General features: G+C 29.8%; 25 protein-coding genes and 4 tRNA genes. 6 read left to right on the top strand and 23 right to left on the bottom strand.

Going from position 1 to position 25,453, the window contains the following annotated elements; all coding sequences use genetic code 11:
• Positions 1 to 175 precede the first annotated feature (175 nt).
• Genes ftsB through ispF form a run of 3 tightly spaced genes read left to right on the top strand, consistent with a single transcriptional unit; the run spans position 176 to position 1,684 of the window.
• Positions 176 to 460: a cell division protein FtsB gene (ftsB, locus tag KEC37_RS01535; protein ID WP_223139432.1), complete on the top strand. Its 285-nt coding sequence runs from the start codon at positions 176 to 178 to the stop codon at positions 458 to 460.
• Between the two features lie 12 nt (positions 461 to 472).
• Complete coding sequence (gene ispD, locus KEC37_RS01530) at positions 473 to 1,189, top strand: 2-C-methyl-D-erythritol 4-phosphate cytidylyltransferase (RefSeq protein WP_223139431.1); 717 nt, start codon at positions 473 to 475, stop codon at positions 1,187 to 1,189.
• A gap of 15 nt (positions 1,190 to 1,204) precedes the next feature.
• On the top strand, positions 1,205 to 1,684 hold the full coding sequence (gene ispF / locus KEC37_RS01525; protein ID WP_223139430.1) for a 2-C-methyl-D-erythritol 2,4-cyclodiphosphate synthase: 480 nt from the start codon (positions 1,205 to 1,207) through the stop codon (positions 1,682 to 1,684).
• Here ispF and ygfZ read toward each other — a convergent pair.
• From ygfZ to KEC37_RS01505, 4 genes are all read right to left on the bottom strand, one after another.
• On the bottom strand, positions 1,670 to 2,647 hold the full coding sequence (gene ygfZ, locus KEC37_RS01520) for a tRNA-modifying protein YgfZ (RefSeq protein ID WP_223139429.1): 978 nt from the start codon (positions 2,645 to 2,647) through the stop codon (positions 1,670 to 1,672). The two genes, ispF and ygfZ, sit on opposite strands and share 15 nt — an antisense overlap.
• Before the next feature lie 5 nt (positions 2,648 to 2,652).
• Positions 2,653 to 4,086: a pyruvate kinase gene (gene pyk, locus KEC37_RS01515; protein WP_223139428.1), complete on the bottom strand. Its 1,434-nt coding sequence runs from the start codon at positions 4,084 to 4,086 to the stop codon at positions 2,653 to 2,655.
• Between the two features lie 50 nt (positions 4,087 to 4,136).
• The gene (locus KEC37_RS01510) at positions 4,137 to 7,001 is read right to left on the bottom strand and encodes a valine--tRNA ligase (protein WP_223139427.1); all 2,865 of its coding nucleotides are present in this window, start codon (positions 6,999 to 7,001) and stop codon (positions 4,137 to 4,139) included.
• A gap of 129 nt (positions 7,002 to 7,130) precedes the next feature.
• Positions 7,131 to 8,642: a leucyl aminopeptidase gene (locus tag KEC37_RS01505; protein WP_223139426.1), complete on the bottom strand. Its 1,512-nt coding sequence runs from the start codon at positions 8,640 to 8,642 to the stop codon at positions 7,131 to 7,133.
• A gap of 174 nt (positions 8,643 to 8,816) precedes the next feature.
• Between KEC37_RS01505 and lptF the strand changes: the two genes are divergently transcribed.
• On the top strand, positions 8,817 to 9,926 hold the full coding sequence (gene lptF / locus KEC37_RS01500; protein ID WP_223139425.1) for an LPS export ABC transporter permease LptF: 1,110 nt from the start codon (positions 8,817 to 8,819) through the stop codon (positions 9,924 to 9,926).
• A complete protein-coding gene (gene lptG / locus KEC37_RS01495) occupies positions 9,920 to 11,020 on the top strand; it encodes an LPS export ABC transporter permease LptG (RefSeq protein WP_281492956.1) in 1,101 nt (366 codons plus the stop codon). The genes lptF and lptG overlap by 7 nt, the downstream gene beginning before the upstream one ends.
• A gap of 31 nt (positions 11,021 to 11,051) precedes the next feature.
• Here lptG and KEC37_RS01490 read toward each other — a convergent pair.
• The 19 genes from KEC37_RS01490 to htpX form a co-directional block, all read right to left on the bottom strand.
• Positions 11,052 to 11,140, bottom strand: a tRNA-Ser gene (locus KEC37_RS01490).
• A gap of 33 nt (positions 11,141 to 11,173) precedes the next feature.
• Positions 11,174 to 11,821 carry an adenylate kinase gene (adk, locus tag KEC37_RS01485; RefSeq protein WP_223139423.1) on the bottom strand — a complete coding sequence of 216 codons (648 nt, stop codon included), beginning with the start codon at positions 11,819 to 11,821 and terminating at the stop codon, positions 11,174 to 11,176.
• Positions 11,822 to 11,900: 79 nt separating this feature from the next.
• Complete coding sequence (gene recR / locus KEC37_RS01480; protein WP_223139422.1) at positions 11,901 to 12,509, bottom strand: recombination mediator RecR; 609 nt, start codon at positions 12,507 to 12,509, stop codon at positions 11,901 to 11,903.
• Between the two features lie 3 nt (positions 12,510 to 12,512).
• The gene (locus tag KEC37_RS01475; protein WP_223138396.1) at positions 12,513 to 12,821 is read right to left on the bottom strand and encodes a YbaB/EbfC family nucleoid-associated protein; all 309 of its coding nucleotides are present in this window, start codon (positions 12,819 to 12,821) and stop codon (positions 12,513 to 12,515) included.
• A gap of 232 nt (positions 12,822 to 13,053) precedes the next feature.
• On the bottom strand, positions 13,054 to 14,667 hold the full coding sequence (dnaX, locus tag KEC37_RS01470) for a DNA polymerase III subunit gamma/tau (protein WP_223139421.1): 1,614 nt from the start codon (positions 14,665 to 14,667) through the stop codon (positions 13,054 to 13,056).
• Between the two features lie 47 nt (positions 14,668 to 14,714).
• A complete protein-coding gene (gene apt, locus KEC37_RS01465) occupies positions 14,715 to 15,242 on the bottom strand; it encodes an adenine phosphoribosyltransferase (RefSeq protein WP_223139420.1) in 528 nt (175 codons plus the stop codon).
• Entirely contained in the window at positions 15,235 to 15,963 is a 729-nt protein-coding gene (gene tsaB, locus KEC37_RS01460) for a tRNA (adenosine(37)-N6)-threonylcarbamoyltransferase complex dimerization subunit type 1 TsaB (protein WP_223139419.1), read from the bottom strand. Before tsaB ends, apt begins: the two co-directional genes overlap by 8 nt.
• 27 nt (positions 15,964 to 15,990) lie before the next feature.
• Positions 15,991 to 17,832, bottom strand: a complete 1,842-nt coding sequence (glmS, locus tag KEC37_RS01455) for a glutamine--fructose-6-phosphate transaminase (isomerizing) (protein WP_223139418.1) — start codon at positions 17,830 to 17,832, stop codon at positions 15,991 to 15,993.
• Between the two features lie 9 nt (positions 17,833 to 17,841).
• Positions 17,842 to 19,239: a bifunctional UDP-N-acetylglucosamine diphosphorylase/glucosamine-1-phosphate N-acetyltransferase GlmU gene (glmU, locus tag KEC37_RS01450; protein ID WP_223139417.1), complete on the bottom strand. Its 1,398-nt coding sequence runs from the start codon at positions 19,237 to 19,239 to the stop codon at positions 17,842 to 17,844.
• A gap of 157 nt (positions 19,240 to 19,396) precedes the next feature.
• Positions 19,397 to 19,741, bottom strand: coding sequence for a 50S ribosomal protein L19 (gene rplS / locus KEC37_RS01445; RefSeq protein WP_223138390.1), 345 nt, complete (start codon positions 19,739 to 19,741; stop codon positions 19,397 to 19,399).
• A gap of 37 nt (positions 19,742 to 19,778) precedes the next feature.
• Positions 19,779 to 20,531 (bottom strand): tRNA (guanosine(37)-N1)-methyltransferase TrmD, encoded by a 753-nt coding sequence (gene trmD, locus KEC37_RS01440; protein WP_223139792.1) that lies wholly within the window; start codon positions 20,529 to 20,531, stop codon positions 19,779 to 19,781.
• Positions 20,532 to 20,554: 23 nt separating this feature from the next.
• Complete coding sequence (gene rimM / locus KEC37_RS01435) at positions 20,555 to 21,055, bottom strand: ribosome maturation factor RimM (protein WP_281492958.1); 501 nt, start codon at positions 21,053 to 21,055, stop codon at positions 20,555 to 20,557.
• Positions 21,056 to 21,116: 61 nt separating this feature from the next.
• Positions 21,117 to 21,374: a 30S ribosomal protein S16 gene (gene rpsP, locus KEC37_RS01430; protein ID WP_223139317.1), complete on the bottom strand. Its 258-nt coding sequence runs from the start codon at positions 21,372 to 21,374 to the stop codon at positions 21,117 to 21,119.
• Positions 21,375 to 21,437: 63 nt separating this feature from the next.
• Entirely contained in the window at positions 21,438 to 22,976 is a 1,539-nt protein-coding gene (gene murJ / locus KEC37_RS01425) for a murein biosynthesis integral membrane protein MurJ (protein WP_223139780.1), read from the bottom strand.
• Between the two features lie 134 nt (positions 22,977 to 23,110).
• Entirely contained in the window at positions 23,111 to 23,425 is a 315-nt protein-coding gene (rplY, locus tag KEC37_RS01420; RefSeq protein WP_223139779.1) for a 50S ribosomal protein L25, read from the bottom strand.
• A 41-nt stretch (positions 23,426 to 23,466) separates the two neighbouring features.
• Positions 23,467 to 23,539, bottom strand: a tRNA-Trp gene (locus KEC37_RS01415).
• Between the two features lie 15 nt (positions 23,540 to 23,554).
• Positions 23,555 to 23,631: transfer RNA gene (locus tag KEC37_RS01410), tRNA-Asp, on the bottom strand.
• Positions 23,632 to 23,639: 8 nt separating this feature from the next.
• Positions 23,640 to 23,712: transfer RNA gene (locus KEC37_RS01405), tRNA-Glu, on the bottom strand.
• Between the two features lie 17 nt (positions 23,713 to 23,729).
• On the bottom strand, positions 23,730 to 24,623 hold the full coding sequence (gene htpX, locus KEC37_RS01400; RefSeq protein ID WP_223139778.1) for a protease HtpX: 894 nt from the start codon (positions 24,621 to 24,623) through the stop codon (positions 23,730 to 23,732).
• Positions 24,624 to 24,855: 232 nt separating this feature from the next.
• On the opposite strand from htpX, the gene KEC37_RS01395 reads away from it, so the two are divergent.
• Complete coding sequence (locus KEC37_RS01395; protein WP_223139777.1) at positions 24,856 to 25,440, top strand: BON domain-containing protein; 585 nt, start codon at positions 24,856 to 24,858, stop codon at positions 25,438 to 25,440.
• Positions 25,441 to 25,453 lie beyond the last annotated feature (13 nt).

The following is a 25,453-nucleotide window of genomic DNA, read 5'->3' as shown; positions in this document are numbered from 1 at the left end:
GTATAGCTTTGAGCTATAATTCAATCGTGTTTTCACTTTAATAATCCTAGTATTATTTTACTTAGTTACTTTTTTTTAGAAAGTAATATGAGGAGTTCTATCAATAAAAATAAAGAAAACTTTACTATTTTTTTTTAAATTGTAGAATGATATTTATAAAACTTATATTTAGAATATGAATATAACTTCATTATTATTACTAATAATTTTAATTTTCTTACAATATTCACTTTGGTTGAATAAAAATGGTATTTATGATTACTATTCTATCAAGAATAGTATTCTAGAGAGAAAAAACAATAATAAAAAAATTAAAATAAGAAATAATAATCTATATAGAGAAATTAATATCTTAAAAAAAGGAGAGGAAGCTATTGAAGAACGTGCACGTTATGATCTTGGTATGATTAAATCTAATGAAATATTTTATCGTTTAGTTCTAGAAAAATCTAGAGAATAAGAAAATATCTATATGTATCAATCATATCCCAAAATCATTGCAATTCTACCTGCGGCAGGAAGAGGACATCGTATGCAAAGTTCTATTCCTAAACAATATTTAACTATTGGGAACAAAACAATATTAGAACATGCTATCTTCCCTTTACTATCTCATAAATTATTTTGTCAAATAGTAGTAGTACTCAATATTACAGATAAATGGTTTTATAAACTACCAATAGCTATGCATTCAAAAGTTAGTACAGTAGTAATTGGTGGATATTCTCGATCTATTTCGGTTATGGCAGCTCTATCTAATATAAAGAATAAAACAACGAATTGGATCTTAACACACGATGCTGTTAGACCTTGTTTAAAATACTATGATCTATGCCGTCTTATGAAAATTACTAAATATTCTAAAGTAGGAGGTATTTTAGCCACGCGAATTAACGATACAGTTAAGCGTGCTTCTTTGAGAGAAAAAAATATTAGTTATACTATTAAACGTGATAGATTATGGCGTGCATTAACACCTCAATTATTTAATTTTGATTTACTAAAATACTGTCTAGGAAAAGCTTTACGAGAAGGAGCAACAATTACGGATGAAGCTTCAGCCATGGAGTATTGTGGATATCAACCACTCTTAATTCCTTGTAGTAACAGTAACATTAAAGTAACTTATAAAGAAGATCTTGAATTAGCTACTTTTTATCTTTCTAAAATTTACAATGAAAAAAGATAGAGAGAGAGTAATATTATGCGTATAGGACATGGATTCGATGTACATAAATTTAGTAATAGTAATAAGGATGTCCTAGTAATAGGAGGTGTTGTCATTCCATTTACAAGAGGGATTATTGCTCATTCCGATGGAGATGTTGTTATACATGCTTTGATAGATGCGTTATTGGGTGCAATAGCACTTGGCGATATAGGAAAATTTTTCCCAGATACTAATCCAAGTTTAAAAAAAATAAACAGTCGTATATTACTATATAATACATGGAAGAAAATTCAAGAAAAAGGATATAAAATTGGTAATATCGATATGACAGTCATTGCACAAAAACCCCAACTCTCCCACTATATTCAGGAGATGCGTTTAAATATTTCGAGAGATCTTTCTACTCATATAGATAAAATTAGTATTAAAGCCTGTACAACAGAAAAACTAGGATTTTTAGGTAGAGAGGAGGGAATTGCCTGCGAAGCATTAGTATTTTTAGTTACTAATTAATAAAGGATAAGGTAAAGGTCGTATATGAAACAATATATTTTTATTTTTTAATCTTAAATAGTTGTTTACAATTAGTTCCCTTTTCAATATTGCCTGGATTAATACTATTCCTTCCCTCAAGTGACAGGAAGCCAAAACGGTCCCTATATCGCACCATTGATTCATATCAATTTCTGATTCTAGAGAATCTCCCGCAGAGGGAAGAAAATGGGTTCTTCCTTCAAGAGAATATAAAGCAAACTTGTTCCGACCTCTATACTTGTTACGAGCGATAATTTCTTGACCAGAATAACATCCCTTATTAAAGCTAATACCTCCAAGTTCTTGCATATTAGCAGATTGGGGTAGAAATCTGTTACTCGTTTTCTTATCTATTATTGGATATCCGGCTTCAATATCTAGTGCTAACCATTGTTGACTGGTATGATATTCTACCTGATCTGGAAAATATTTTATAATTTCCTCCAATATTGGAGGATCTATAATCAATAAAAAACGCTCTATAGGAGAATAAAAATACAAAATAGTACTATCTCCTACAGTAGCATAATAATGTAAAACATTATAAGTGGCATTTGGAAGAGATGGAAAAAATTTAAGTAAAATTGTTCTGGCCCCTTCACCTGTCACTCCTAATAGAAGAGAGTCATTATCAGAATTAATACTAACTTGAGAAAAAATGGCATATTTTCTTAATTCGGATAACTGAATGTCTTGAATACTACTTCTCTCAATAAAAGCTAAGTCCCCACTATGATGATAAAAAAGATACATGCATGCATGCATTTTCCCCATTGCATTACAATGGGCAGTAAATTGATACCGGTTCCTTTCTAATTTTTTGACATCACTAGTAAATTGTCCGTGTAAGTATGTTACAGCATCTTTACCACTCACTCTAGTCAAAGTCCATTCTTCAAGAGAAATCAATGTAATGGAGGGAGAAGATATTGTGGTAGTCATTTTACTTACTCTACGACTAAAATACGATTAATTGTATCCCTTTCATCTTCATCGCTTTGAGTGACAACGATTAAATCACCAGGAAAGAGTAAACCTTGAGAACATAGTAAATTAGCCGCTTGATTTGCCGATTTTATATCTTTTCCATCACAATACGCCAAAATTGGAATGACTCCACGATAAAGAGAAGTTAAATTCAGTGTACTCTCATAACGCGATAAAGCAAATATAGGTAGACCAGAACTAATTCTAGACATAATTAGAGAGGTACGACCTGTTTTAGTCATAGAAATAATGGCAGTAATTCCTTTTAAATGATTAGCAATGTACATTGCGGATAGAGCTATTGCTTCTTCAATATTATTAAATAATACATCCAATCGATGTTTAGATATATTCACACTTGGAATTCTTTCAGCACCTAAACATACATCTGACATAGCTAATACTGTTTCCTCTGGATAATTTCCAGAAGCTGTCTCTGCGGATAACATAACTGCATCGGTTCCGTCTAATACCGCGTTAGCTACATCCATTACTTCAGCACGTGTGGGAGTTGGATTAAGAATCATAGATTCCATCATCTGTGTTGCCGTAATAACGGCGCGATTCAATGTTCTAGCTCGACGAATTATTTTTTTCTGTACTCCAACCAGTTCTGGATCGCTAATTTCAATTCCTAAATCTCCTCTCGCAACCATTACTACATCTGAAGCTAGAATAATATCATCTATTCTTTCATCGGAAGATACAGCCTCAGCACATTCAAATTTTGATACTATTTTAGCAGAACTACCCGCATCAATAATTATTTGACGTGCATAATGTACATCTTCTCCAGTACGAGGAAAAGAAATAGCTAAATAATCTACTCCAATTTTTGTAGCAGTAAGTATATCCATCTTATCTTTATCAGTTAAAGTAGTAATAGATAATCCTCCACCTAATTTATTAATACCTTTATTATTGGATAATACCCCCCCTATTAGAACTTCACTATAAATTTTCATTCCAGTTACTTTTATTACTTTTAAACGTATGCGACCATCATCTAATAATAGAATATCTCCAGGCATAACATTATTTGGCAGATCTTTATAATCAATACCCACAACATTTTGGTTGCCTGCCTCATTTGCTAAACTAGCATCAAGAGAGAAAGTATCTCCTTTTTTCAGGAATATTTTACCTTCCTGAAATCTAGTAATACGAATCTTAGGTCCTTGTAAATCTCCCAGTATTGCAATATGTTTACCAAGATGTGCTGCAATATTCCGTACTTTATTTGCTCTAAATAAGTGCTCTTCCATTGTACCATGAGAAAAATTTAGACGTACTACATTTGCTCCAGCTATTAATATTCTTTCAAGAATATTTCCTCTATCTGTAGAAGGTCCAAGAGTAACAACAATTTTGGTTCTTCTAAATCTTCTTGACATAAATAGATATCCCTTTTATCAGCAACTCTCACATTTACATAGTCATTTTGTTAACTTGTAATAATATTTTTCCTATTCCATAATCTATTTTTTATATTTTTATAATTTTCTAGTTTCTTTTTTTCTTTTTCTATGACTGCTTTTGGTGCGTAACATATAAATTGCTTATTATTAAGTTTATTTAAAGAATACTCTATTTGATGAGAGATAAAAATCAATTCTTTTTCTAATCGAGAAAGTTCTTCTTCTTTATTAAAGATTTCTTTTATAGGAAAAATTAGCTCAGCAGAACCTATAATCTTAGCAATAGCCGATATAGGATATTTTTCTTTCGAAGAAAGAAATCGTATCTCATTTATATGGGATAATTTACAAATAATATTTATATTCTCGTATGCTAAATCGATATATTGTTTATCATCTGTACGTATAAAAAGAGTTAATTGCTTACTAGCAGGAATTTTCATTTCTGTGCGGACAGCACGTGTTGTAGTAATTATGGCTATAATCAAGGAAAAATCGATAATGACTTTATCTTCATCTACATCTAATTTAAAATGGGGTGGAAAAGATCGTAACATAATACTATCCTCATTTTGTAAAAGAATAGTTTTTAGATGTTTCCATATAGTATCTGTAATAAAAGGAATAATGGGATGAGCTAAGTGTAATATATCACTCAATATACCGATTAGAGTAGAACGAGTCCCTCGTAATTCTGCAGCATTAAGATGATGCTTCTCCTCTCTGAATATTATTTTTGCTATTTCCAAATACCAGTCACAAAAGTGATTCCACGTAAATTCATATAATATATTTACTGCTAAATCAAAGCGATAATTTGCTATAGAATCATGAAATACTTTTTTTGTTTGGTTCATTTTTGCGATAATCCACCTATCTGCTAAGGAAAATTGTTGCTTTCCATCAAGAACATTATCAATATTATGGGTGTTCATCATAACAAATCGGCTAGCATGCCATAGTTTATTACAGAAATTATAATATCCCTCTAATCTATTCATATCCCAATTAATATTTCTACTAGTAGAGGCAATGGCTGATAAAGTTAATCTTACGGCATCAGCACCATATGGTTTGATTCCATTTGGAAACTGTTTTTTTGTATTTTTTTTAATCTTTTCTGCTATTGTATCGGGCAGATTCTTAATTCTTTTTGCTATTAAATCTTTTAAAGAAATACCATCTACGATATCTATAGGATCAATAGTATTGCCTTTGGTTTTAGACATTTTTATTCCTTCTTCATCACGAAGAAGACCCGTTATATATACGTATTTAAATGGAACTTGAGGATTGCCATGTGTATCTTTATTAAAATACATTGTCATCATAATCATACGAGCTATCCAGAAAAATATAATATCGAATCCGCTTATAATGACATCAGTTGGATGGAACCTACGTAAGGTATTGGTTTGATTAGGCCAACCAAGAGAAACAAATGTCCATAAACTGGAAGAAAACCATGTATCCAATACATCTTCATCTTGAAAAAGTAATGTTGTATCTTTTAACCCATATCTATAACGAATTTCCTTTTCATTCCGTCCAACATAACAACGTTTATCCTTATCATACCAAGCAGGAATACGATGACCCCACCAAAGTTGTCTAGAAATACACCAATCTTGGATATTATCCATCCAATTAAAAAACATATTTTCATATTGCTTCGGAATAAATTGAATTTTTTCTTGTAATACGGCTTCTATTGCAATTTTAGCCAGTGGTTGCATACGCATAAACCATTGCTCAGTTAGCATAGGTTCAATTATATCCCCACTTTTTTCCCCATATGGAATCATTATCACATGAGGTTGAACTTGCTGTACTAAACCTAGAAGACTTAATTGCTGGATTATCTTTTCTCTAGCAGTAAAACGATCAAGACCTTGAAATATTAAGGGAATCTCATTGGAGAGGGTATGATTTTTTTTTCCATCACAATCAAATATTATCGCTTTTTCCCTAATTTTTCCATCGATTGTCATAATATTAATGAGAGCTAATTGATGTCTTTGACCAATTTTATAATCATTAAAATCATGAGCGGGAGTAATTTTAACACAACCTGTACCTTTTTCTATCTTTGCATCTTGATCGCTTAGAATCGGAATACGGCGATTTACAAAGGGAAGTATAACAAATTTACCAATTAAATTAGTATATCTACTATCTTTAGGGTGAACTATAATACCCGTATCTCCTAACATGGTTTCTGGACGAGTAGTTGCAACAGTAATATAATTTAAACCACTCATTGTCTTCACATTATCTGCTAATGGATAACGTAAATACCAAATAGAGCCCATTTTTTCTTTATTTTCTACTTCTAAATCAGATATAGCAGTACATAATTTTGTATCCCAATTTACTAAACGTTTTCCTCTATAAATGAAACCATCTTGATAAAGTCGAACAAATACTTCCTTTACAGCATTAGCAAATCCTTCATCCATTGTAAAACGTTCACGACTCCAATCAACGGAATTGCCAAGTCTCCGTATTTGTGTCTTAATAATATGATTAATCTCTTTTTTCCATTTCCATATCTTTTCAATAAAATGGTTGCGATCATAATCGAAACGTGTTTTTCCTTCCTCCACAAACACTTTCTTTTCGACTATATTTTGAGTAGCAATTCCTGCGTGATCCGTACCTACTTGCCATAAAGTATTTTTTCCATACATACGGTGGTAACGGACTAATATATCCATGATTGTTTGTTGAAAAGCATGACCTATATGTAGACCACCGGTTATATTAGGTGGAGGTATCATGATACAATAATTGTCTTTTGTAGGATTATTATTTGGCTTAAAATAACCTTTTTTTTCCCAATGTTCATATAAAGGTTTCTCAATTTTTTGAGGATTATATATTTTATCCATACATATATATTTGATATTAAACTTAGAACTAATCGTATCATACCCTATTTTAAGAGAAGAATCATCTTTACGAGATTATATCATTCATTATTTTCATTTGAATAAATGATGAGAATGAGACACTTAATTTCATTGTGGTCCGTGAGATCGATTCATTAAAAATTGTAGTAACATTGCTATTGGTCTTCCAGTCGCACCTTTGTCACTTCCTTTTTTCCAAGCAGTACCGGCAATATCTAAATGTGCCCAATGATATTTATTGGCAAAGAGAGATAGAAAATAACCTGCGGTAATTGTACCCCCTGCTCTACCCCCATCATTCGATATATCCGCAAAATTCGATTCTAACTGTTTTTTGCAAGCATTTTTTTCTAATGGTAAACACCATACTGGATCATTAGCTTGTTTGGAAGCGGTAACCAATTCTTTAGATAAAAGAATTTGATTAGATATAAGTCCTGTAAAATAATTTCCTAATGCTATTTCACAAGCACCAGTTAGAGTAGCAACATCGATGACCACATCGGGATTAAAACGTTCTACATATGTAAGTACATCACATAATATAAGACGTCCTTCTGCATCCGTATTTAATACTTCTACAGTTTTTCCTGATAAAGTCGTTAATATATCACCAGGTCGAAAAGATCGACTATGTATTAAATTTTCACAACAAGCTAAGACCCCAATAATTTTTAATGGTAAAGCTAGCTGAATAGCGGCATATATTGTTCCATATACTGCCGCAGCACCACACATATCAAATTTCATTTCATCTAATCGATAAGATGGTTTAATAGAAAGACCACCTGAATCAAACGTTACTCCCTTTCCTATAAGAACAATAGGATTTGTTTTCGTATAGGTATTTCCATCATACTGGATAATAGACATAATAGGGGGATTCTCTGCACCTTGACCAACGGCCCAATACGCATTCATCCCCATTTCTTTCATCATACGATGATTAATTAAAGAAGCAGTAGTATTGTCATATTTTTGGGATAGTTGTATCAATTTTTCGGATAAATAAAGGGGGGTACAAATATTAGGTGGCATATTTGCTATATCTTTAGCAACTTTGATTCCACTTGTAAGAGCGACACCATGTTTGACGGCACGTTGACAAGAAGAGATATTCGATTCTTTATCTACTATAAAACTAATTTTTTTTAGAAAGTTATTATATACTACGCGATCCTTTTTAAAAAAATTAAATGAATATATCGATGTTTCTATGATATGAATAGATTGAGATATTTTCCAATAGATATCCTTTCCTATAAGATGAAGTTGAGTAAGAGAAAATAATATTTTTTCATCTCGTATCTCTCTTAAAATTAGAGCAGTTTTTTCAATAATTTGTTGAAAATAATATTCATCTAGTTCCTGTTCGTTACCACAACCAATTAATAGAATGTGTTTATATTGTTGAAGATGAGGAATATGGGATAAGAGGAGACTTTGTCCTATTTTTCCTTCAAATTTATTAGTATGGTATAAAATGTTGAGATACCCTTTACTTATTCGATCAATTTTTTCAGCAAAGGATGAAAGAATATATGATTCAAATACACCTAGTACAATACAATGATATTCCTCTTTATTATTGATATCTTCTTCTATTATATCAAATTTCATTGAATCTCCTTCTTCTACAAAGATACGATTCGATTAATTAATTGATTATTAAATTGTCAATTAATTTTTTTAAGAGAAAATAGTATCATATAAATAAAATCTTTAAATTTAAAGAAACTTTTTCTCTAATCTTTTAAAATTATACCATATTTAATTTATTGAAAAACTGAAAATATGATAATAATAAGATATCTTATTTTAGAGAGTATAAAGAGTCAATTAGCGATTTTATTTGTATTAATTATAATCTTTTCATGTCAAAAATTCATTCGTATTTTATGGGAAGTAGTAGAAGGAGATATTCCCCTATATTTAGTAGGGTGTTTATTAGGGTTAAGTATCTCAGAATTTTTAAAATTTTTCCTACCTCTAAGTTTATTATTAGCATTGTTAATAACTTTAAGTAGACTGTATGTAGATAATGAGATAATAATTATCTATTCTTGTGGAATAGGGAAAAAAATTATTTTTCTAGCAGTCATCATATTAGTTTTAATGAATGCTATGATGACAACTATAAATGTAATGTGGTTTGCACCTTTTTCCTCTCATTATTATCATAATTTATTATGGAAGGTTAAATCACATACAAATTTGTCAAAATTGATGGAAGGACATTTTCAGAAAATAGGTAATACACGTTCAGTATTATTTATAAATAAGGTGCAAGGAAAAAAAATGCAGAATATTTTTTTTGCACAATTCGATTCTAAATTAGGATATTATCCTTTTATAGTTTTAGCAAAAGAGGGTGAGATTCATAATGAATCCCAATCACAACAAAAAAGCATTATATTAAAAACAGGTATACAATATGCTATACTTCCCCAAAATTTAACGGTGACCAATTTTGGTGAATATCAAGGTTTACTCAATAATCCAATGACCTATTCTTTTAACATTCGATATGAAATGATACCTTCTCTAGGAGAGTTATGGCATTCCAATCAAAAAAAATTTAGAGAAGAACTACATTGGCGATTAACGCTGATTCTGTCCGTATTGATTATGGCCTTAATTTCTATTCCTTTATCAACTACAGTAAAATGCAGAAACCGATTCTGCATATATCCAATAGCGATATTATTATACTTAACATTTTTTTTATTTCAAACGCTTTTACGCTATAATAGTATGAAGATAGAATCTGATTCCGTTCTATTAATGATGTGGATGATAAACGTAGTATATTTATTCTTTGCAATCGTTCTTAATTTTCGTGATAGCATTATATCAAGAAAAATATATTGGTGGTTTTATAATAAATTCCGTGGAAGATGCTGAAAATATTAGAGATATATATTGGAAAAATGATATTAAATGTCACTCTCATCATATTAACCATACTGATATCATTATCGGCTATAGTAAAATTTATAGATCAGATACGTAAAGTAGGTCAAGGTGAATACTCAGTCGGTGGAGCTATTTTTTATGTTTTTCTGACTATTCCAAGAGATGTTTCTATATTTTTTCCTATGGCTATGTTATTAGGTGTATTAATAGGATTAGCTCTCTTAGAGTATCATAAGGAATTGATGGTAATACAGCTTTTGGGATTTAGCGTTCTTCAAATAGTTTATGCTGTTATAAAAATAACTATGCTTATGGTATTATTAATAATGATAGTAAATGAGTATATCTCACCTATCTGTGATCAAAAAGCACGTATTTACCGCTCTTATATGATATACAACCGTTCTTCTTCTCCTACTATTTTTTCAATTCAAAAAAACGGATTATGGATCAAGGATAGTAATAATTTTATTTTTATTGAAAGAATATTAGGTAAGAATCTATTATCTGGAGTTAATATTTACTATATTGGTCCAACGGGTAAATTAAAATTCATATACGCTAGTATGGCTTCCTTTTTTAAGGAAGACTGGACTCTTTTTCAAGGAAAAGAAATCGATTTTAGAGAGGAGAATCAAGTAAATATCAAGCATTTCCAAAATAGCACTTGGAAAACACATCTTACACCTAATAAACTACATTTATTAGCATTAGGACCGGATTCACTTTCTTTTATAGATTTATATAAGTATACACGATATTTAAAAAAAATTGGACAATATTCTAATTATTATGAATTTCATATGTGGAAAAAGATCTTATATCCTATTTCTATTATAGTCATGATATTAACAACATTAAATTTTTTATCCCGATATCAGTATCTTTTTAGATCGATTAGTGCACGTATTTTCATTGGATTTTCTTTTGGAATGTTATTCTATTTATTGGAACATATTATTGGGCCTTTAATGCTATTAAAAAATATTTCACCTTTACTAGGTGCATTGACCACAAGTATACTATTCATCATAATAAATTTATGTATTTACTATCGCAATTTTTTACATCACCATTTTTAGTACTGTATTTTTTCTGTAGTATGTATTCGTTCGGTGAGGGAGGGATTCGAACCCTCGATATACTCATTTGCATATATACGCTTTCCAGGCGTACTCCTTCAACCACTCGGACACCTCACCATTTGTGATTCACAGAAAAAATATGACTGATAATCATTTAAAAAAAACACGATGAAGTATATTCATTAATATACGACTAACTTCCTCTACGGATTTCGTTCCATCTACTGGAAAATATTTTAGACATCCATTCCTAGCTTTTTTATGGAAATATTCGATGAGTGGAGCTGTTTTTTGTTGATATGTAATTAAACGTTTATATATAGCATCAGTTTGATCATCTTTGCGAATACATAAAGGTTCACCAGTAATATCATCTACTCCTTCCTTTTTAGGCGGATTAAATTGCTTATGATAAATTCTTCCTGATAAAGGATGAATAAGACGCCCATTAATACGTTCTATAATAAGGGAAGGTGGAATAATAAATTCTAATACTATTTGAATATAAAGTGATTTAATCGATTTAGCTTGAGGAATAGTTCGAGGAAATCCATCTAACACAAATCCATTTTGACAATCCTCTTGATTAAGACGTTGCTTAATCAATGGAATGACTAATTCGTCAACCACTAATTCTCCAGTATTCATCATGGTTTGATTAATATCAACTTGATCTGGATTTCCTTGTTTCCGAAGAATATCTCCAGTAGAAATATGGGGTATGGCATATCTTTGAGCAATCAAATTTGCTTGCGTTCCTTTACCTGACCCCGGAGCACCCAATAAAATAATGCGCATAGAGTAGTATCTTTCTCTCTTAATTAATTATTTTAATTGACTTGATATAAATAAGTTAGTTATATTGGCTTATTACAAGCTATTTTTTCATGATATGACGTCTTATGATAGAATGTGATAATGTAGTGCTATCTACACTTTCTAATTCACTACCTACCGGAATACCATAAGCAAGACGTGTCACTTTTATAGCAGGATAATATTGACACATTTCTGATATATAATGCGCAGTAGTATCCCCCTCAATAGTTGGACTAGTAGCTAAGATTATTTCTTTAATTTCTTCATTTTCTAATCTTTTTTTAAAAAAATCGAGTCCTATCTCATTAGGACCTTTTCCATTTAAAGGAGATAAGCATCCCATTAAGACGAAATAACATCCTTCAAATTGTCCAGTTTGCTCAATAGCATAAAGATCAGAGGGTGTTTCAACTACACAAATCTGTCCTATTTTTTTTCTTTTTTCATTAGAACAAATACCACACAGGTGGTTTTCAGTAAAAATACGACATATAGAACAATAATCAACATTTTCCATAGCTTTAGATAAAGCAATAGATAAATTTCGTCCTCCTTGACGATTATTTTGTAGAAGATGCAAAACCATACGTCGAGCGGATTTCGGACCAATACCAGGTAAACATCGCAATGCTTCTATTAATTTTTCTATTAAAGTACTCGTATTCATTGATTAAAATGGCATTTTTAAACCGAGAGGTAACGGCATTGTTTTTGATAACATATCCATTTTTTCTTTTTGGCTTTCAGTAATACGCCTTGTTGCATCATTAAAAGCCGCCGCAATTAAGTCTTCTAGTATATCTTTATCTTTAAATAAGATAGGATTAATTTCCAGTTTTCTACAATAGTGTGCACCATTAACCGTTATTTTTACTAGACCCGCACCTGATTCACCAATCACTTCTAATTGAGCAATCTCTTCTTGTATTTTCTGCATTTTTTCTTGAATTTTTTGTGCTTGTTTCATCAAATTTTCCATATCATCATTTTACCCAATTTACCAAACATCTGAAATATTATACCATACTAAATACAACTACACACAACACATCATGAGCATCTTAATATGTAAATCTGAATCCAGTCAGCTATTGTATATCTTTTTTTTAGAATAGACAATTAATTATAAAAAATTTCATTTCAATATGAAACCTGTTATTTTTTTGATTCATATCTAAATTCAGAAAACTATTTGTATACACGATATTAGATTACTTAGTAGCAATATTCTTATTGATAGAAGAAATACGATGAATCAAGTTTTCTTCTAATTTTTTTTCCTCATTCCAATTGATATCTACTTGATTTTTTTTGATGTTTTGCTCTTCTTCTCTATAATTTTTTAATGTTTTCCGAACTTGTAGAATACGACTAATACTTTTTGATATCGATCTAATATTCAAAGTATCCTCTTTTTTTAAGGGAGTACACTGCTTATAAGATGATTCCATTTTTTTTTCTTCTATTAAATTGATAGTATTGGGTAGAGAGAAATCATTGGTTTTTATAATGAAATCCCGTGGATTATTACGATTGATTTTACTTGTAGGAAAAGAATTCATACTTTTCTGTATCTGTTTCTTCTCATCCGTAGTATCGGATATGGATGAAAACCTATCATATGAATAGATATTTTTATCTTCTTCAATGGCAAGATCTTTTATATTGGATTCGGATTCAGAAGAGCGAGAAGAAATAGAGGATGGGAGTGGTGGAATTATTTCGTTATTTGGTTCTCTTTTTAATAACGCACGTAACAGTATCATCTCCATTCCTATATGATAATTAGGTGCATAAGGTAATTCTTTTCTTCCTATCAGAAAAATATTATAATAATATTGTAATTCCATTGAGGTAATACATTTTGATAATTTATATAATTTTTTTAATCGATCCTTTTGTTTTTCATAGAGGATTAATTGACTCCATGATACTTGCGCAATAGCAATAAGATGTATTACCGATAATATTTCTACTAATAAATAGTCCCAATCTACTCCATCATTTGCATATTTTTTAATCTCGGATAATAGAGTCTTAATATCAGCTTTTATTAATAATTCAATTAGTCTCAAAGAATTATCTATTCCTAAACTACCGAGTATCAACTGTACGATTTTTGTATTAACCGTATTGTTCCCCATAACAATTGCTTGATCTGTTAAACTTAGCGCATCTCGCATACTACCCTGAGCTGATTTGGATAATAGATATAAGGCCTCTTCTTCATATTGAATTTGTTCTTCTCTAAGAATGTACCTTAAATGGGTGTGAATTTGCTGGGTATCTAATATTTTCAAATGAAACTGTAAACAACGAGATAAGACCGTAATTGGTATTTTCTTGATATCTGTTGTAGCCAAAATAAATTTTACATGTATAGGAGGTTCTTCAAGATTTTTTAATAAAGCATTAAAACTATATTTAGATAACATATGAACTTCATCAATTAAATATACTTTAAAACGACCACGAATGGGAGCATATTGTACACTATCAAGTAACTCATGTATATCTTCTACTTTCGTTTTAGATGCAGCATCAATTTCAATTAAGTCTGCAAATTTACCTTTTTCTATATCACAACAATTAATACACTGACCACATGGAGAAGTAAGAGAAGTCTTACAATTTAAACCCTTAGTAAAAACACGAGCAATCGTAGTTTTACCTATTCCTCTAGTTCCAGAAAATAGATAAGCATGATGTATTCTATTAAATAAAAGACTATTAGTCAAAGCTGTAATAATATGATGCTGACCAACTATATCTTTAAAAGTTTTAGGTCGCCATTTACGAGCCAGAACATATTGTTGTAAATTCATATTTTTGAAGAAAAAATAAAAGTATAGATTGCTAAAAAAGGATTTTACTACTCAAAAATATTGACTAGACTAAAGCTTTCTACTCCTATACGATTTAATCTTTTTTTTCCTCCACTATTATGTAAATTAATGATAAATGCGGCATTTTTTACATACCCACCTAAATTACGAATTAAATTCACTGTAGCACAAGCAGTCCCACCTGTAGCTAATAAATCATCAATTATAAGCACCTTATCATTTGGAGTAATAGCATCTCTGTGTATTTCAAGTGTATCAATACCATATTCGAGTACATATTTTTCACGAATAACATCGCGGGGTAATTTTCCAGATTTACGTACTGCTACAAATCCTACTGACATCTCTAACGCAACTGGTGCACCAAATAAAAATCCTCTGGATTCAATTCCCACTACTTTAGTAAATCGTATATGACTAAATTTATTTACTAAAAGGGAGATACTTTTGGAATATGCGAGTGGATTTTCAAGTAAGCTTGTTATATCATGGAATGATATTCCTGGTTTAGGATAATTAGGAATGATATTAATAAAATCTAGTATATTATTCATTAATTTTAGCTATATTATGGCGTAAATATATAGGTTGGACCTCTTCTACAGATAGAGGAATAAACCCTTTTTCCAATTTTTTCAAAGCTATAGGGAAAATATCTCTTGCAGAAGGAAAGACTGTTTTTCCGTCTATGAGAGAAAATTTATTAATAGCATATTCTAGAATAGGATACATTTTCCAACCAGAACCTGCGTAAGCCCAGTTCTCCATTCCAACGTCATTGTCATTAATGATACTCCTCATTTCTCCTTTTTGGATTAAAGAGAAAACAGATTTTGGTGTAAGGATGGTTTCATCAAGTGGACTAACCCAAACATCATTTATCAGCGAATATACAGACCAATATAATTCTTTCATATGCGCATCAATAGCAGTCAGTACTCTGGTTCTACCAGTACGTCTATATACACCTTGAGCTAGCATTTCTAAAGTAGATACCCCAATTAAAGGAACATTGATCCCAAGTGCAATTCCTTGAGCAACACTAATACCTATACGAAGACTGATAAAATTACCAGGTCCTTGACTAAATGCAATGAAATCAATATGTTTAATCGAAATATTTGCTTCTTTCAGTAAGTTATCTATCATTCTTAAAATATATTGATCATGACTTTTTGGGATAGATATCATTTTTTCAATAATTTCTTTAGAGTGATTTATCAATGCAACAGAACATACTTCACTCGAGGTATCAATTGCTAAAATTTGATGCATAGATTTTTCATATATATAATAATGTATTTATTCAACTGTTACTGATTTCGCTAAATTTCTTGGTTTATCAATATCGGTTTTTTTTACTAAAGCAATATGATATGCTAATAATTGCATTGGTATAGTATACACAATTGGAGTAATAATTGTTTCAATATTTTCAAATAGAGGTATAATTTTTATATTGTCACTTTCTATGAAACCTGAATTATATTCAGAAAATATATATACATTTCCTCCTCTAGCAAGAATTTCTTCAATATTAGATTTCATTTTATCTAATAAATTATTTTTAGTGACAATTACTATGACCGGTATATTCATATTAATAAGAGCAAGTGGTCCGTGTTTTAACTCACCCGCCGCGTAAGCTTCTGCATGAATATAAGATATTTCTTTTAACTTTAAAGCACCCTCCATTGCAATAGGATATAAACTCCCTCTACCTAAAAACAAAGCATGCTGTTTATCAATAAAATTTTTTGAAAGATTGGCAATTCCTTTTTCTATCGAAAAAACTTGTTCTATATAATCTGGTAATAATGTAATGGCATGTATTACACTAGATTGTATTTTACTATTCATTCCTTTTATTTGACCAATATATATTACTAACATTAAAAGTACCGTTAATTGATTTGTAAAAGCTTTAGTGGATGCTACACCTATTTCTATTCCTGCTTTTATCAACAAGCAGAAATCTGATTCACGAACTAAAGAAGAATAATCGACATTACAAATCGCTAGTGAACTTAAATATCCCATATTTTTTGTGATTCTTAATGCTGCTAAAGTATCAGCCGTTTCACCTGATTGAGAGAGAACAATTAACAAACTATCTTTTCTGACAACAAATTTACGATAACGAAATTCAGAAGCTATTTCCACATCACATGGAATTCTAACTAATTCCTCAAACCAATATTTGGATACCATACCAGAATGATAAGAAGTACCACAAGCAATGATTTGTATATGTTTTACTTTACTTAGTAATTTATTTATGGATTGTCCAAACTCTGGAAAAATAATTGCTCCATTAATAATACGATTTTTTAATGTATCTTTAATCACTTTAGGTTGTTCAAAAATCTCTTTTTGCATATAGTGTTGATATGGACCTTTACTTTCAATATCATAATCATCTTTAATAAAATATTCGACTTCAGGTCTGTTAACGCTTTGTCCGAATTTATTCCATATTTTAATAGTACAATGAGTAACTTCGATGATATCTCCTTCTTCAATAAAAACAAAACGGTGTGCTACAGGTAAGAGTGCGATTGGATCAGACGCAAGGAAGTTCGCATCCATTCCGCATCCGATTACTAGAGGACTACCTGAGCATGTTGCTGTTAAAACATTGGAATTATGTACATCCATTATTATTATTCCATATGTTCCATATAATTGAGGTATTATTCTTAAAATGATTTCAGCAAGAGTACCACCTCTTTGTTTTTGTTCCCAGTGTACTAAATGAGCAATGATTTCAGTATCAGTTTCGCTCATACAACGATAACCCTTTCTATATAAGCGTTCATATAAGAATTTATAATTTTCTATTATCCCATTGTGTGCAACAACAATGTTTTCCGATATATGAGGATGAGCGTTTATTTCAGTCAATTTTCCATGTGTTGCCCATCGAGTATGGGCAATGCCAATATGACCTTGAATAGGATATTTTTTAGCCGCTTCCATTAACACTTCAACTTTACCTACTCTTCTTAGACGATTAAGTTTCCCTTTGCTATCAACGGTAGCTAAACCAGCCGAATCATATCCACGATATTCAAGACGACGTAATCCTGCTAGCAGAAATTGAGCAATATCTCTTTTGGAAACTGCACCTACTATTCCACACATAGTGTAACCTTATATATTTTTATTCTTTTTAGTAGGTCTATGCCAATTAAGAATTGGAAATTGACGAATTCGACTAATAATAACTTCGTTTTCAGCGACATCACTGGTTACAGTTGTCCCTGCACCTATAGTTGCACCATTCTCAATAGTGAGAGGAGCAATTAGCTGACTATCTGATCCTATGAATACATTATCTCTAATAGTCGTTTTATGTTTATTGGCTCCATCGTAATTGCAAGTGATGGTTCCGGCTCCAATATTCACAGCTATTCCAATCTCCGCATCTCCAAGATAACTCAAATGCCCCGCTTTAGATTTTTTTCCCAAACGTGTATTTTTAGTTTCCACAAAATTACCGATATGAACTTCTTGTTCTAACACACTGCCCTTTCGTAAATGAGCAAAAGGTCCTACTATACTTTTATTATGTATTTGCGCTCCCTCAATTAGAGTATAAGGATGAATGATAACATCATCTCCAATAATTGCATTCTTTAACATGCATCCATTACCAATAAATACTCGATTACCAATCGTCACTTCACCTTCAATAATGACATTCGTATCAATACAAACATCTTTTCCATGTAATAATTTGCCTCGTAAATCGAATCTAGAAGGATCCGATATCATTACTCCTAGTGATAGTAATGTTTGTGCTTGTTTCTTTTGATATATTCTCTCTAATTGAATCAATTGACTAATATTATTCACACCTTGTATTTCATATATAGAATTTGGTTGTAGAGAATGAATCGGTGCTTTTTCTTTCCATGCCATAGAGATAATATCTGTTAAATAACATTCTTTATCTTTTTTATTATACATTAAATGATTAAGCCATCTAATAAGGTTATTACTGTTTACTAATAATATGCCAGTATTAATTTCTTTAATGTTTCTCTTTTGTTGGACATTCGCATTTTTCTCTTCAAGAATGCTCATTATTTTTCCATGAGAATCACGTATGATACGACCATAACCATTTGGATTAGATAATTTTGCTGTTATTAGGGCAATGCCACTTTTTTGATATATTTCAAGAAGACGTTGTAATGTAGAAGATGTAATAAGAGGAACATCTCCATAGAGAATTAGTACTTTTTCATTGTTTAATAAGTGTGGGATTGCTTGAAAAACAGCATGACCCGTGCCATATTGTTCTAATTGTGATATCCAATTTAAAGAAACAACCTGTTGATGGGATAATTTTTGCTTTAAATTGTTCCCTTTATAACCATATATTAAGTGAATACGAATAATACCTAATTTTACCACAGCATCAATAACATGTTGAATCATAGGCTTACCTGCAATGGAATGTAACACTTTAGGTAAGCTAGAATGCATCCGTGTTCCCTTGCCTGCACCTAAAATAACAGCACTAATTTTTTCACTCTGTAACATAAGAGCCTTATTCTATGAGTAAATATGATGAATTATATCGTAATAATATAGTCATTATTTTATTCACTATAAAATATATATACTAAAAATATTGCTTGATTTCCCTTTTTACAAAAAAGTAAATAGATATATCAATGTAAGAAGATCGATATTTTATTTATAGTTTTTCCTTAATACGCGCAGATTTTCCTATACGTTTACGTAGAAAATATAACTTAGATCGACGTACAGCACCACGACGTTTAATTGTAATCTTTTCAATAATGGGAGAATGGTGATGAAAGACCCGTTCTATTCCTTCTCCATCAGATATTTTTCTTAGAGTAAATGCGGAATTTATTCCGCGTTTACGTATTGCAATAACTATCCCTTCAAAAGATTGAAGACGTTTTTTACTTCCTTCACTTACCCATATTTTAATTTCTATCAAATCTCCTGTACTAAAAAATGATATATCTTTTTTCATGTATTCTTTTTCAATTAATTTAATTATATTGATCATATTAATGATAGATACCTTATAAAATAGAAAATTATAATTATGTTGAACTATATTCATTCTGAAATTCGTTTAATAAACCTAATAAATCTTCAGTTAAAGGAAAACTAGAAAGTAGATCGGGCCTTCTTAACCAAGTTATTCCTAATGATTGTTTTAATCGCCATCGATGAATTTTATGGTGATTACCAGATAATAAAATTTTAGGTACCTCCATACTCGATACTCTATATGGACGAGTGTAATTAGGATAATCAAGCAATCCTTGAGCAAAAGAATCATATTTTGCTGAATCTTTATGACCTAATACTCCTGGAATAAACCTAGCAATTGCATCAATTAGTACCATGGCTGCTATTTCACCACCACTCAGAACATAATCACCTATTGATAATTCTTCATCAACTTCAGTATCTATTAAACGTATATCAACTCCTTCATATCGACCACATATTAAGATTAAATTTAAATTAGAATTTGAATTAAACCTACTATCAATATCTTGTTGTGTTAATTTTCTTCCTTGAGGAGAAAAATAAATAACTTTTATTGTCCCTGTTCCTACCATATGATTTTTAGCTGCTACAATCGCCTCTTTAAGAGGTTGTACCATCATTAACATACCTGGACCTCCACCATAAGGACGATCATCTATTGAATCATTGTTAGCAAAGGATCGTAGATTCCAAAGTCTTATTTTCAATAATCCATTTTTTATAGCTCTACTAGTTACACCATAATCTGTAATAGCACGAAACATCTTTGGAAAGATACTAATAATTCCAATATTTATTAGTTTTTTTTCTGAAATTTCATTCATGTAAAATCTATCATATCCCCATTGATTGCTATTTTTCTATTGAGAATATCAACATCTCGAACAATACTTTTTAAGAAAGGAATAGCAAATTTTTGATGTGTCTGATAAGATTGTACTATCATAACATCATTATATTTAGTTTCTATTAAATTTACTACTTTACCTATTTTTTTCCCATTTTTCTTATATAAGAGACAACCAATTAAATCTCTCCAATAATAAGTATTATTAGAAAGTTTAGGTAATTGTGAGTAATCAATGACAATATTAGAATGAGTAAAATTTGATATAACTTCTCTTTTTTCAATGGATTTAAATTTTGCAATAGGATGTGAATTAGAAGAATATTTCCATTTTTCTAAATTAATTTGTGTCCAGATATTATTTTTATGAATATACCAATTTCTATATCTAAAGATATCTTGAATATTTTCGGTAAATGAAATTATTTTTACCCAACCTAAAATACCATAAGCCTTCCCTATTTTACCTAATATAACTGGATTACATACTACTTTATTTATTATATACTCCTTATTAATAATTAATATAATAGATTCATTGTGAATTAACTAAAAAATTATTACTCTTAACCAAAGATAAAACACGATCGGATAGTTGAGCTCCTTGGGATATCCAATATCGTAAACGAGATACATTGAAATGAATACGTTCGGATTGACTAGAAATGAATGGATTGAAGAATCCAATATTTTCAATAAAACGTCCATCTCTTGAATTTCTATTATCAGTAACTACTACTCTATAAAAGGGACGTTTTTTACAACCTCCTCTTTTTAGTCTTATTTTAATCATATTTTATCCTCATTTTATATTAATTTTTATGATTATGATGATGATATTGTTGTTCAAATATTTCTATATTTTAAAAAATTTTTGTATTTGTACTCCTAATAATAGGAGTATACTAAAATATATAACAAAACCTGTCATAATAATAAGAGATAAAAAGAATAATCGATATAGCATATTTAGTTCAATCCAATTGAAAGGAATTATAAACAAAATTATTTTTAATATACAGCCCATTATAAATACCGATAATATTACTCTTAATAAAAAAATTAACCAACCAGGTTGTAGATAAAAAAATCTTTTACGAATAATTTGCCAATATAATAATCCTGAATTCAACCATGCACCTATTCCAATAGAAAGAGATAATCCTACATGTTGTAATTGCAACACATTTATAAAAAATATATTCATTATTTGAATGGCTATGATCGTAATGATCGCCATTCTTACAGGTGTTTTAATATCTTTTCTTGAGTAAAATCCAGATAGTAACACTTTCACTACAATCAATCCAGTTAATCCAATTGAATAAGCTATTAAAGAATATTGTGTCATCATAGTATCAATAATAGAAAATTTTCCATACTGAAATAAAGATATAATTAATAATTTAGATAAAATTACAAGCATAACAGAACTAGGTAACCCTAAGAGTATAGATATACGTAATCCCCAATTCATAATGATTGAATATTTAGAATATTCTCTATTAAGGAGAGTATGAGAAAGTAATGGGAGTAAAATAGTGCTTAATGTGACCCCAATTACTCCAGAAGGAAATTCAATTAATCGATCAGCATAGTATATCCAAGAGATCGATCCAGTTACTAAAAATGATGTAAAGATAGTATTAATAAAAATAGAAATTTGACTAACAGATACTCCTAATATTGCTTGTCCCATTAATTTTATAATACGATGAATATCAGTATTGTATAAATTAATTTTAGGGATTACTAACATCCCTATTTTTTTTAAATAAGGAAGCTGATAAATTAATTGAAACAAACCTCCAACTATAACAGACCAACCTAATGCTATAATAGGAGGTTGAAAAATTGAGGATATTAAAGCAAAAGATATCATACTTATATTTAACAAACTAGGGACCAAAGCTGCAACAGAAAAATAATTCCACGTATTAAGTATTGAACTAATTAAGGAAGCTAATGAAATTAATAAAATATAAGAGAAAGTTATACGTAAAAGAGATAAAGTGATAAAAAAGAAATCGGAATTAGTCGTAATACCGGGAGTTATAATATTTATTATATAAGGTGCTATTAATATACCAATTATACTAAATATAGATAATATCAATATTAATAATCCCGTGACCTCTGCAATAAAAATTTTTAGTTTTTCTTGACAATAATTATTTTTATATTCTACTAATATTGGAATAAAAGATTGAGAAAAAGCTCCTTCCGCAAAAATACGTCTAAATAAATTAGGTATTTTAAATGCTATAAAAAAGGCATCTGTATCTAGTCCTACTCCAAATATTCTAGCAATTATTCCATCTCGTATAAAACCTAATATACGAGAAAAAATCGTCATACAACTTACAATAGTTAAGAATTTAAATAAATTATTCATAAATTTAGAGGTTTAGAGGTGTAGAAGACTTTTTTAAATAAGAAGATTGGTAAAAGGGATATTCAAAAATATATCTATTTTAGATATTTTAGAAAGGAATAATAAAGGATAGGAAATCACAGAATAATTTTCTACTAAATTCGCATAAAGTCAACATGTATTATTTGGGATTTAAAAGGATGGTATTGAATTGCTTGTATTATAGTTTGTACTGATTCCTTATTTTCTATCTTTAATAAGATTTTATTTTTAGAATATAGATTCTTACTTTTTTCTAGTAAAATTAAATTTTTATTAATTATTAATATAGATTCATTATCTAAAATAATTGGTAAAGTAGAATTATTATCTTTTCCATAAATAATAGCAGGACATTTATTATTTCTACGATTTCTACGACTGGCACTTTTTCCAACCTTATTTCTAATTTTCACTAAAAGAGTTAACATAATTTTTCCAAAAAATTTTTATTATAAATTTTTTTATAGGGCAGGGGTGGAGAGACTCGAACTCCCAACAACCGGTTTTGGAGACCGGTGCTCTACCTATTGAACTACACCCCTAATACCCTAATAATATGGCGGTGCGGACGGGACTCGAACCCGCGACCCCCGGCGTGACAGGCCAGTATTCTATCCATCTGAACTACCGCACCAAAAAAAACGTCCCCTAGGGGATTTGAACCCCTGTTGCTGCCGTGAAAGGGCAGTGTCCTAATCCACTAGACGAAGGGGACAGACCAATCAATAATAATTAACGTAAATATATTCCATTTCGTAAAGCTTCAATTCTTTTTTCTATAGAAGGATGTGACATAAATAATTCTTTAATTTTATTGGTATTACTATTTCCATTAATACAAAATGCTCTAACGCTTTTAGATTCAGTTGGTTCACAACTGTTTTTTAAACGTTGAAGAGCTGCAATCATTTTATTACGACCCACTAATTTAGACGAACCTGCATCTGCATAAAATTCTCTATGACGAGAAAACCATAATGTTATAATACTAGCTAATATACCAAAAATTAGTTCTAAAAATGTAGAGAGAGCAAAATAAACGAATGGATTACCATTATTATTTAATTCATTATTTTCTTCTCTATTATTCGAGATAAAACTTGATACTAATTGTGCTAAAATACGAGAAATAAATATAACGAATGTGTTTACTACACCTTGTATTAGAGTCATAGTGACCATATCACCATTAGATATATGACTAATCTCATGAGCAATTACTGCTTCTATTTCATTTCTATTCATATTATTAAGTAGTCCAGTACTAATTGCAATGAGAGATGAATTACGATGACTACCAGTAGCAAATGCATTCATATCTGATGTATGATAAATAGCAACTTGTGGATTGGATATTCCTACTCTCTGAGATTGATTATATATAAGATTAATTAACCATCTTTCTGTTTCATTCTGAGGATTCTCAATGATTTGTCCATCCACTGCATATAATGCCATACGTTTGGACATTAAGAGTGATATAAATGCACCTCCAAATCCAAATAATCCAGCCATAATTATTAAACCAGTAGCACTAGAAGATTTTATACCAGTTAAACTAAGTATAATACCAAAAACTACCATTACGGCTAAGTTTGTAAGAAGAAATAACACAATACGCATCATAAAATATGTATCTCCTTTTATCAAAAGAAATTATTGCGCAATGTTGATTATCTACGAATTTTTAAATATTTTTCAAGTAAAATTTAATAATTCTTTATAGTAATAACTTTTTTATAAAAAAAGCAATCTATTTTTATTTTTTATGATAAAATACTTCTTTTAGTATAAAAAGTATTTCATATAAATTTGTTCATCTAATTTAGATTGAAATTTTTAAATTTGTAAAAATTACATGAAATATTATTTATTATTATTAATAAATTTTATTGTAGTAACATTATTACTGGGATGTACACATAAAGAAATTATTACTACTACAATTACTACTAGAACAATAATAGATCCACGTTTTATTAGTAAACAAATAGATGATAAAATTTTAGAAAATAGAATTTTGGGTATTTTATTTAGAGATAAAAAATTGAATAAAACTACACGTATTGTTAGTACAGTATATCAAGGTCAAGTACTTTTAACTGGACAATCTCCTAATTATGAATTAATAAAACGTGCTCAAAATCTTATTTTTAATAATTACAGTGATGTTAAAATATATAATGAAATTCGTTTAAATGAACCAATTACTATTGGACAATTTATTAAAGATTCTTGGATAACTTTAAAGATTACTTCTATTATATTAATAAAAAAAATTCATTTATCAACAAGTATAAAAACTATTACAGAAGATGGTGAGGTATTTTTACTTGGTCTAGTTACAGAATCTGAAGGTAATCAATTAGTACAAATAGTTAGTAACGTATCAGGAATAAAATGTGTCAATGTTGCTTTTAATTATTTAGATATTACAAAATAAAGAATAATTCCAA

The sequence above is a fragment of the Candidatus Schneideria nysicola genome, assembly GCF_019923565.1.
Classification (GTDB): Bacteria; Pseudomonadota; Gammaproteobacteria; order Enterobacterales; family Enterobacteriaceae; genus Schneideria; species Schneideria nysicola.
Note: the sequence above shows the minus strand (reverse complement) of the source record. Positions and strands in the feature narration are given on the sequence as shown.